This is a genomic window from Photorhabdus sp. RW14-46, assembly GCF_963887965.1.
GTDB classification, from domain to species: domain Bacteria; phylum Pseudomonadota; class Gammaproteobacteria; order Enterobacterales; family Enterobacteriaceae; genus Photorhabdus; species Photorhabdus laumondii.
On record NZ_CAWPHH010000004.1, the window covers coordinates 226,225 to 237,749 of the forward strand.

Here is an 11,525-nt window from a genome sequence, read left to right on the forward strand (position 1 = left end):
TTATGCGTACGGCAAACAAGCAACAACCAGGCCCAGATCACCTTTGGAGACCATGCCCTTTGGACGTAAATGACGTTTACGCTTGGTTGATTTCTTAGTCAGAATGTGACGAAGGTTAGCACGCTTACGCTTAAAACCACCACTTGCGGTTTTTTTAAAGCGTTTAGCGGCGCCGCGTACTGTCTTAATCTTTGGCATTTTAATTTCCACTTTGCATTGTAAATTATAACGAATTAGTCAGGCGAACAAGCCCCAATCAGATGAACCGACAGGAGCTTATTACTTGATTGCCTAACTATTTCTTCTTAGGAGCGAGCACCATTACCATCTGACGGCCTTCAATCTTCGAAGGGAAGGATTCGACTACCGCCAGTCCATCCAGATCGTTGCGAACTTTGTCAAGCATTTCGATACCAATCTGTTGGTGCGCCATTTCACGCCCACGGAAACGCAGGGTAACTTTGGCTTTATCGCTATTCTCCAGAAAACGCTTCAGGTTGCCTATTTTTACCTGATAGTCGCCTTCCTCTGTACCAGGACGGAATTTAACTTCCTTAACCTTAGTAACCTTTTGTTTTTTCTTCTGTTCTTTGGTTGACTTACTCTTCTCATACAGGAACTTGCCGTAATCCATAAGACGGCAAACCGGCGGCTCAGCATTCGGGCTGATTTCAACTAAATCAACACCCTCTTCCTTAGCTTTTTCAAGCGCTTTTCCCAGACTGACAATGCCAATCTGTTCGCCATCTGAACCTGTTAAACGAACTTCAGTAGCGCGAATCTCTTCATTAATACGATTAGGACGCGCTGGTTGAATTCTTTTTCCGCCTTTAATACCTTATTCCTCCAATTGATGAAGATTGCGACTGCGTATTTCTATCAGCAGTTTTTCGATGAACCCGTTAACATCAATGCTGCCCAAATCTTTACCACGGCGGGTACGAACAGAAACTTTCCCTGATTCGACCTCTTTTTCACCACAGACAAGCATGTAGGGCACACGACGTAGAGTGTGTTCACGGATTTTAAAGCCAATCTTCTCGTTTCTCAAGTCTGCTTTTGCACGAATGCCAGCATCTTGAAGTTTTTTTACTAATTCCTGTACATAATCAGCTTGGCTATCGGTGATATTCATCACCACTACCTGCTGTGGGGCAATCCATGTTGGGAAGAAACCCGCATACTCCTCAGTTAGGATGCCGATAAACCGTTCCAGTGAACCCAGAACCGCTCGGTGAATCATTACAGGAACTTTACGTTCATTATTTTCACCTACGTAGGACGCACTCAAACGACCTGGTAGTGAAAAGTCGAGCTGCACAGTACCACATTGCCACGCACGATCCAAACAATCATGCAAAGTAAATTCAATTTTCGGTCCGTAGAAGGCACCTTCACCTGGCTGATATTCAAATTGAACACCATTTTCTTGTAGTGCTGCCGCCAGAGATTCTTCCGCTTGATTCCATTGTTCCTCAGTACCAATGCGCTTTTCCGGGCGGGTTGACAGCTTAACCACGATTTTTTCAAAACCAAAAGTGCTGTAAACGTCATACACCATCTTAATGCAACTACTGACTTCCCGGTGAATTTGCTCTTCTGTACAGAAGATATGAGCATCATCCTGAGTAAAACCCCGAACCCGCATCAAGCCATGTAATGCCCCTGATGGTTCATTACGGTGACAACTACCAAATTCAGCCATACGTAACGGCAAATCACGATAGGATTTTAACCCTTGGTTAAAAATCTGAATATGCCCCGGGCAGTTCATCGGTTTAACGCAATATTCTCGGTTCTCTGAAGAAGTGGTAAACATATGTTCACCGTAGTTTTCCCAGTGACCCGTTCTTTCCCACATAACACGGTCCATCATAAACGGACCTTTAACTTCCTGATATTGGTATTCTTTCAGTTTGGTCCGGACAAAAGTTTCCAGCTCACGGAAAATAGTCCAACCATCATTATGCCAGAATGCCATACCTGGAGCTTCTTCCTGCATGTGGTATAGATCTAATTGTTTACCAATCTTACGATGGTCACGTTTAGCCGCTTCTTCCAAACGTTGCAGATAAGTATTGAGCTGTTTCTTATCAGCCCACGCGGTACCGTATATTCGTTGCAACATTTTATTGTTGCTATCCCCACGCCAATATGCCCCTGCAACTTTCTGCAATTTAAAATGATGGCAGAAACGCATATTTGGCACATGTGGGCCACGGCACATGTCAATATATTCTTCATGATTATAGAGACCAGGACGATCATCTCGACTGATGTTTTCATCCAAAATTTGTACTTTATAATCCTCACCACGAGCAACGAAGGTATCACGAGCTTCTTGCCAGTTCACTTTTTTCTTGATGACGTCATAGTCTTTTTTGGCAAGTTCCAACATGCGCTTTTCAAGCAGTTCAATATCTTCCTGCGTCAGGGCACGGCCAAGATCAACATCATAGTAAAAACCATTATCAATAATCGGACCAATAGCCATTTTCGTATCTGGCCATAATTGTTTAATCGCATGGCCCAGCAGATGAGCGCATGAATGGCGGATAATTTCCAGCCCTGCATCATCTTTACTCGTGATGATGGCAAGATTTGCATCTGAATCGATTAATTCACAAGCATCCACTAGCTCACCATTTACGCGGCCAGCAATGCATGCTTTCGCTAAACCAGGACCAATATCACAGGCAACATCCATTACAGAAACGGCATGGTCAAACTGGCGTTGGCTACCGTCAGGAAGAGTAACAACAGGCATTTAAAATCCTTATCTACAGTGGTGACCCACACGAAAGGTCACTTGAAGGAGTTTGATATTCAACTAAAATAACGATTTAAATTATTATCTCGTCAATCCATTAAAGTTTGGTACTAAAATTGGTACACAATGTAAAAAGTGACTACCTTCAATACCGAAACACCGCGAAAATATACCACCAACAACCAGTCAGGTCACGGCGATGTTTAGTATGGGTAAAATCATTTGCATTTATTAGTCGAATCCATCTAATGAAATAATAGGGTTGAGGAAAAACAGATAACAATTCTCTTCAAAACACATATAGAAAACCCGGCATAATTTATATATGCCGGATTATTATACGGATACAGGATCGTTTTAGTCTCTTTAAGCCATTACTGAACCTCTTCGTTCCAACCCACTGCCAACGCCATATTTAAAGCCTGAACTAAAGCAACTTTATCCTCATTATTCTCCAACAGACTAAAATGGTTACCCGAAATCGGAATTAACCGAAGCGAAGAATCGGGTAATACCTGCGCCCAACCTAACGACGAACCCATGTTTAAAGGCTGTGGTTCAATATCCATAATTTTAGTATCTATAACAACAGGAACAGATGGAGAAGATTCCATTGCATAGAATTGATGCAGCGTTATCGCTGATACTTGCGGCTCATAGTCTCTAACTATTTGTGCATAATTTGCTATCTGCTCCCAACGTTTTGCGATTAAATCGGCACGCAGATTCGCCGGGTATAATGCCAATTTCTGCGCCGTTTCGATAAACTGCACCAAATTTAACTCATCAATTCGCCGGTACAGTGCCGCCATTTCTTCAATATATCCGTCCTCTGCCTGCCTCGCCAATTCAATAAAAAATTGAAGTTTTGGTGGCGTTATCCGTTGCCTGTAATAATGAGGAGCAGGCGTATCTATCAGACCGAGGAAATTAACCACCTCACTGGAATACAGAAGTTGTTGGGCAATCGCGTAAGCCAATATGCCACCGGAAGAATAACCACATATCCGATATGGACCTTCCGGTTGAACCGCTTTCATAAAGTTGATCATTCTTGTCGCTTGCTCTTCCATTGTCGACATTGGTTCTTCACTGATGGACGGCCAAGGCAGTGCATAAATCGGGTAGCCTAGATGAAGCTGTTGAGACAACCCGAACACATAGGAATAATCACCCATCCCACTGGGCACAAAGAATAACGGTAAACCTGTTCCATCAGATCGCACCGATATTGCGCTATTTCTCGGTTGAGACAGCTTATCTGATGTCATTTTCGCGGCCAGTTCAGACAGAACAGGGAATTGAAACAGATCATTCAATGTACAAATAAGTCCATGATTAGCTGCAAGATTTATCATCCGCATAGCCAACAGTGAGTGACCACCCAAGGCGAAGAAATTGTCATACCGGCTTACCTGCTCAATCGCCAGTAATTCACACCAAATAGCCACCAATACGGTTTCCATTTCTCCTTGTGGCGCTTCATAGACCTGCCGGGCAAACGCTTCATTGCCTGGAGCTGGTAACGCATGACGATCCAATTTACCGTTGGGAGTCAACGGAAAATCATCCACACGCACAAAAACCGACGGCACCATGTAATCCGGTAAAATGGCACTCAGGTAAGTATGCAAGCTATTAGCCAGTCCTTCATCCTCCTGTGCCACCACATAAGCGACCAAACGTTTGTCCTGTCCATCACCTAGCACCAACACAATGGCCTCTTGTACAGTTGGATATTCCACCAACCGTGCCTCAATTTCACCCGGCTCAATACGGAAACCTCGGATTTTAATTTGCTGATCGTTACGGCCCAAGAACTCCAAATTACCGTCTGGCAGGTAACGGGCTAAATCTCCTGTTCGGTACATGCGGGCATCAGGTAAATCACTAAATGGATCAACAAGGAAGCGTTCAGCCGTTAACTCAGGACGATTGAGATAGCCACAGGCAACCCCATCCCCACCGATATAAATCTCACCGGTTACCCCCTGCGGCACTGGCTGGCCATAGATATCCAGCAGATAAACCCGCGTATTAGCTATTGGTCGACCAATAGGGATCTGGGTCATTCCCGGTGATAATGCCGTGATGCGGTAGGTGGTGGTAAAGGTAGTGCCCTCACTTGGCCCGTAACCATTCAATAACTGTTGAGGCGGGCCATCACGCAGAACCTGCGCTATCGCATGCGGATCCAGCACATCGCCGCCGACAATCAGGATTTTGAGCTGCGGAAGAACCGTGGACAACTCTGCCGCTAATCGGTTAAACAACCCGACACTCAACCACATAACAGTGACTCGATAAGCCTGTAATGTTTGGACAAACTCCTGCGGCGTCAATACAGTAGTGTGATCAATTACCACTAGTGTTCCACCATTAAGCAATGGAGCCCAAACTTCAAAGGTACTAGCATCGAAAGCCGGATTAGCCTCAAAAGCCACCCGATCATCCGGCCCGATTTCAGCGTAGCCATTATTAATCACCAGTCGGACCACGGCCCGATGCGGCACCATTACCCCTTTTGGTGTGCCAGTCGAGCCAGAGGTATACATGATATAAGCCAGATCGGTACTGGAACGAGGTAAATCAAGATTGAGGTAACCTTCTTCCTCAATATCGTCTACCTCATCGGCAAAGCAATACAGGGGAATATCCAGGTCAACTGGAATATCCGTAAGCAACAATTTGGCTGAACAATCGCTTATCAGCCAATGCAGCCGTTCGTCCGGTATACGGAGATCGAGTGGCACATAAACAGCCCCGGCCTTGAGGATAGCCAACTGAGCTATCACCAGTTCAACAGAACGCTCTAACAGTACAGCCACGCGATCATCCGACCTAATCCCAAGCCCGATTAACCGGCGAGCCAGCCGGTTAGCACGAGCATTTAATTCCGCATAGTTGAGAATGTATTCTCCATACATCAGCGCTATCGCATCAGGGGTTTTTTCTGCCTGTTGTTCAAACAGCCGGTGCATGCAACATTGGTCAGGATACAACGCTTGGGTTGCATTCCAGCTCTCCAGCAACAGCTTCTTCTCAGCTTCCGGCAAGATATTCAGCAACCGTATCGGTGTCTCCGACTTCTGTTCAAGCGCATCTGCCAAGCTTTCCAGTGCCTGTTGCATATAATCACATATCCGCTCCGGATCAATCGGTTGAACGATTTGCGTCGTCAGCCCAAGTGCATTACTAAAATCCTCCACCGACAAAACAAACGGGTAATTAGTGCGCTCTTGCTCACCCTGAAATTCAATGCCATTGGTAACTTCATCCGTGACAATCACGGGCGCATTATGCCGGTAGTTCAACAAAGCACTAAAGAGTGGAATTCCATTTTGTACCCCGCTGCAACGTTGAGCCAATGCCAGTGAAGCGTGCTCATGTTCCAATAATCCAGCCAGCCGAGTATGTGCAGCCTGTACACTCTCCTGCACCGGGGTATCATCCATATCCAGCCTTAATGGCAATGTATTAATAAACAATCCCATGCCGCTGTCACCACCTTCCCCTGCCTGCATCCGCCCAAACAGCACGGTACCAAACACCACTTTCTCCTGTCCGCTGGTACGTGACAGCACCTGTGCCCAAGCCAAATGACACAACGCAGCCAAACTAACGCCCAGACGCCGAGCCTGATGACGTAAACGGTCATTCAACATGGCAGGCAACATCCGGTGTGATTGGGCCACCTGTGAACCATCCCGATGTACCTCCGTCAACCCGAATGGTAACGTCGGTTGATCCACCTCTGCCAACATATCGGTGAAGAAGCGGGTATGCTCGGCCTGACTCATCCCCAGCCGAGCCTGAGCCACCAGATTGCGGAAAGGAATCGGAACAGGCAAGCTGTCCCCCTGCCCGGCAAGGTACGCCTGAACTTCACGGTTCATCACATCCATTGCGGTATGGTCGCCAATCAAATGATGCTGCAATTGCAATACGATCCAACGACCATCCGTCTCTTGTGCAATAACAAAACGTAATAGTGGTGCCTGTCCTAAATCAAGACGATGCTGACGCGGGTCAAAACGTTGAGACAATTGTTCATAAACTGGCCCATCTGCGGGATCCAACGTCAATTCAGTCACTGATAACGACGCTTGACGCCAGACTACCTGAGCCGGAACTGATAATCCTTGCCAAACAAAGGCAGTACGCAGGATGTCATGGCGATTAATCACCTGTTGCACTGCCGCCAGATAACGATCTAGCAATGAACGATCAGCAAAGGCTATAGGATAAGCCAACAGATACGGATCGCCTTTGTTCGCCAGTAAATGGTGGAACAGAATACCGTCCTGCAACGGAGACAGGGCATAGATATCCTGAATATTGGCCATCCCTCCCGGCACTTGTTCCACAATATGGTCAATCTCAGGCTGGGCCAACTCAATCAGCGGCAACATCTCAGGTGTAAGTACCGTGGTCGCCGGGGTGATGACATTCGCCGGTACTACCACTGCCCGGGACAGCCCTACTGTTTGCGCAAATGCGGATAACACCGGGGATTGGAACAGATCACGTACCGCTAGTATTAGCCCCGCGTTACGCAGGCGCTCAATCATCCGCACCGCCAACAATGAATGCCCCCCCAACGCAAAGAAGCTATCATGCCGACTGACCTGCTCAACGCCTAACAACTCGCTCCAGATAGCAGCCAGTGTGGTTTCTGTCACCCCTTGCGGCGCTGCATAAACCTGCCGAGCAAAAGCTTCTTCCCCCGGTGCCGGTAACGCCCGACGGTCCAGCTTGCCGTTTGGTGTCAAGGGGAAGGAATCCAGGCGTACAAACGCTGCCGGTACCATATAATCCGGCAAAATAGCGCTTAGATGAGTACGCAGATGGTTAACCAACTCTTCATTCGCTTCTGCTGCTACATAAGCTACCAATCGTTTGTCCTGGCTGTCACCCTGTGCCAACACAACAGCTTCACTCACCGCCGGATGTTCCATCAGCCGGACTTCGATTTCCCCCGGCTCAATACGGAAACCACGGATTTTCACTTGCTGGTCATTACGGCCTAGGAATTCCAGATTACCGTCTGGCAGGTAACGGGCCAAATCCCCGGTGCGGTACAAGCGGGCATCCGGCTTATCACTAAACGGATCTAGCAGAAAACGTTCCGCGGTCAGTTCGGGGCGATTGAGATAGCCACAGGCAACCCCATCCCCACCGATATAAATCTCACCGGTTACCCCCTGCGGTACCAATTGACCATAGGTATCCAACAGATAAACCTGCGTATTAGCTATCGGTCGACCAATGGGGATCCGGCTCACTTCCGGTGATAATGCCGTAATGCGGTAGGTGGTAGTGAAGGTGGTACCCTCACTCGGTCCATAACCATTCAATAATTGTTGAGGCGGGCCATCACGCAGAACCTGGGCAATGACATGTGGATCAAGAATATCACCGCCAACAATCAGGGTTTTGATTTGTGGCAACACCGGGGACAACGCTGTCGCCAGTCGGTTAAACAGCCCAACACTCAGCCACAGTACGGTAATGCGATAAGTCTGTAATGCCTGAACAAACTCTTTCGGCGTCAGCAATGTGGCGTGATCAATCACCACTAGCGCACCGCCATTAAGCAACGGTGCCCAAACTTCAAAGGTACTGGCATCAAAAACCGGGTTAGCTTCAAACGCGACCCGATCATCTGCCCCGATTTCAGCGTACCCATTATTAATCGCCAGCCGAACCACCGCACGATGTGGCACCATTACCCCTTTGGGTGTGCCGGTCGAGCCGGAGGTATACATAATATAGGCCAATTCGGTACTGGAGCGGGGTAAGTCAAGATTACAGTGATCTTCCTGCCTGATAGCGTCCATCTCATCATCAAGGCAGAACTGAAGGACCGCTAGGTTAACCAAGATATCGGAGAGCAATAATTTGGCTGAACAGTCGCTTATCAGCCAGTTTTTCCGCTCGTCCGGCATCCGGGGATCGATCGGCACATAAACGGCTCCTGCCTTGAGAATAGCCAACTGAGCTACAACCAGCTCAATAGATCGTTCTAACAACACCACGATCCGATCATCCGACTGTACCCCGCGCTCAATTAACCGATAGGCCAGCCGATTGGCGCGGGCATTTAATTCAGCATAGCTGAGAATGCGCTCTTCATACACCAGCGCTACTGCGTCAGGGGTTTTCTCCGTCTGCTGCTCAAACAGCCGGTGAATACATGTCTGGTCAGGATATCGCGTTTGGGTTGCATTCCAGGTTTCCAGCAACAGTTTGCGTTCCGCCACGGTCAGGATATCGATTTTCCCAACTGGCTGTTGAGGGTTAGCCGTCATCTCTCGCAATACGGTATGGAGATAGCCCACCTGCCGCTCAACGGTCGATTGATCAAACAGGGTGGTGGCATAATTCAGATAACCGACAATCCGTCCATCCATCTCAGACAAATTCAGCTCAAGATCAAACTTAGCGATATCAAAAGATCGCCCAACAGGTGAAATGGTCAGTCCGGGTAACATCCAGTCCCTATTTTCATTGCTCTGCCAAGCAAACATCACCTGGAACAATGGGGTATGCACCAGTTGGCGCGACGGTTGCACGATTTCCACCACCTGTTCAAACGGGAGATCCTGATGTTCCTGTGCCGCCAGTGCAGTTTGTCGTACACGCGCCAGCAATTCCGTCACATTCGGTGCACCGGATAAATCCATCCGCAATGCCAGCGTATTCACAAAGAAGCCGATCAGGGATTCCACTTCTTGCCGACTGCGGCCCGCACTTGGGGTACCGATAACCACATCATCCTGACCTGACAGGCGCGACAAAACCGTCGCCCAAGCGGCCAACAGGGTCATAAATAACGTGACACCCTGCTGTTCACTCAGGCGCTTGAGAGATTGGGTTAACTCCGCATCCAGACTGACGAGTAAGATATTCCCAGCAAATGACTGCTGAGGAGGACGTGGCCGATCAGTAGGCAAATCCAAGAGAATCGGTGCGTCAGCCAGCTTCGTGCGCCAATAATCAGATTGGGACTGTATCCGTTCAGCCGACAGCCATTGGCGCTGCCAAGCGGCGTAATCAGGATACTGAATCGTCAACGGTGGCAATGGATCCGGCTGCCCCGCCAGAAACGCGGTGTAAAGGGTGTTTAATTCACGCATCAACACGCTGACAGACCAACCATCGAAAATAATATGATGCAGAGTCAGTAGGAAGACATGTTCATCATTAGCCAGTTGTACCAGACTGGAGCGGATTAATGGGCCACGGGTAAGGTTAAATGGTACTTCGGTTTCCTGAGCAGAGAGAGAGGCAAGCTGCGCATCCGCATCAGGTGCGTTACGCAGATCATATTTTTTCATCGGCAAACCTGATGCTGCCGGCAATAACTCCACCTGCGGCTGACCGTCAACGGCAACGAAGACAGAACGCAACGCTTTGTGGCGGGAAAACAGTGCATCAAGCGCCTGCTGCCAAGCAGCGATATCCAACCGACCACGCAAATGCAGGGCCACCGGAATATGATAGGTTTCACTCACTCCATCAAACTGGGACAGGAACCACAGACGCTGTTGCGCAAATGACAACGGCAATTTACCCTCACCAGATAGTGGTATAATGACCGGTAGTTTGCTGCTCTGCTCATTCAATCGAGTATTTATCGCTTCAGCAAAATCGGCCAAAGCAGGGAATGTAAACAGCGTAGACAGTGGTAATTCAATCTCCAACGCCGCTATCCGGTTCATCATCCTCACCGCCAATAACGAATGGCCGCCCAGTGCGAAAAAGTTGTCGTACCGGCTAATCCGCTCAACGCCCAGTAATTCACGCCAGATAGCGGCTAATGTGGTTTCCATCTCTCCTGACGGTGCGGCGTAAATCTGCCGGACAAAAGCCTCTTCCCCCGGTACCGGTAATGCCCGACGATCTAGTTTGCCGTTCGGGGTCAGCGGGAAGGCATTCAGGCGTACAAAAGCCGCCGGCACCATATAATCCGGTAAGATTGCGCTCAAGTGTGTACGCAGACGGTTAACCAGCGCCTCATCCGCTTCTGCCACTATATAAGCTACCAACCGTTTGTTCTGCTCATCACCCAGCACCAACACAACAGCCTCTTGCACCGCTGGGTGTTCCATCAATCGGGCTTCGATTTCCCCCGGCTCAATACGGAAACCGCGGATTTTCACCTGTTGGTCATTACGGCCCAGTAACTCCAGATTGCCGTCTGGCAGGTAACGAGCCAAATCCCCGGTCCGGTACAGGCGGGCATTGGGTTCATCACTGAACGGATCCGACAGAAAACGTTCTGCGGTCAGCTCAGGACGATTAAGGTAGCCACGCGCCACCCCCACACCACCAACATACAACTCACCCACTACTCCCAGCGGCACTGGCTGGCCGTAGCTATCCAACAGATAAATCTGGGTGTTGGCCGTTGGATGGCCGATAGGCACTAACATATCCGTGTAGTCTGGTGGACAACGCCAGGTCGTCGCACACACCGTGATTTCTGTCGGGCCATAGGCATTAAACACCGTTGCCCGACGACTCAGTGCCTGAAGCAGCATTACGCTAGGTGCTTCACCACCGAGTATCACCGTAGGTCTTATCGTCATTTCCGGTAAATCGGTCCTTTCCCGGAGAAAGGCTGGGGTCAGACAGGCATGGGTCACTGCCTGTTGCTCCAGATAATGCCAGAGACGAAGCGGGTCCTGCCGGACGATATCGACTGCGATAACCAGACAGGCCCCACTTCCCAACGCCATCATGATTTCCC

Annotated in this window: 4 protein-coding genes; all 4 read right to left on the reverse strand. The window is 48.9% G+C overall.

Translation table 11 applies throughout. From position 1 onward, the window contains the following. Positions 1-198, reverse strand: coding sequence for a 50S ribosomal protein L35 (gene rpmI, locus AACQ38_RS05815; protein ID WP_011146889.1), 198 nt, complete (start codon positions 196-198; stop codon positions 1-3). A 97-nt stretch (positions 199-295) separates the two neighbouring features. After that, positions 296-835, reverse strand: coding sequence for a translation initiation factor IF-3 (gene infC / locus AACQ38_RS05820; RefSeq protein ID WP_071824118.1), 540 nt, complete (start codon positions 833-835; stop codon positions 296-298). Positions 836-838: 3 nt separating this feature from the next. Next, positions 839-2,767 (reverse strand): threonine--tRNA ligase, encoded by a 1,929-nt coding sequence (gene thrS, locus AACQ38_RS05825; protein WP_011146891.1) that lies wholly within the window; start codon positions 2,765-2,767, stop codon positions 839-841. A gap of 377 nt (positions 2,768-3,144) precedes the next feature. Continuing rightward, positions 3,145-11,525: non-ribosomal peptide synthetase (locus AACQ38_RS05830; protein WP_165577654.1), on the reverse strand; the 8,381-nt coding region annotated here is incomplete at its 5' end.

Bases quoted from the DNA above. Each gene is read 5' to 3' on its own strand.
- rpmI (WP_011146889.1), bottom strand. From the start codon at position 198: ATGCCAAAGATTAAGACAGTACGCGGCGCCGCTAAACGCTTTAAAAAA.
- thrS (WP_011146891.1), bottom strand. From the start codon at position 2,767: ATGCCTGTTGTTACTCTTCCTGACGGTAGCCAACGCCAGTTTGACCAT.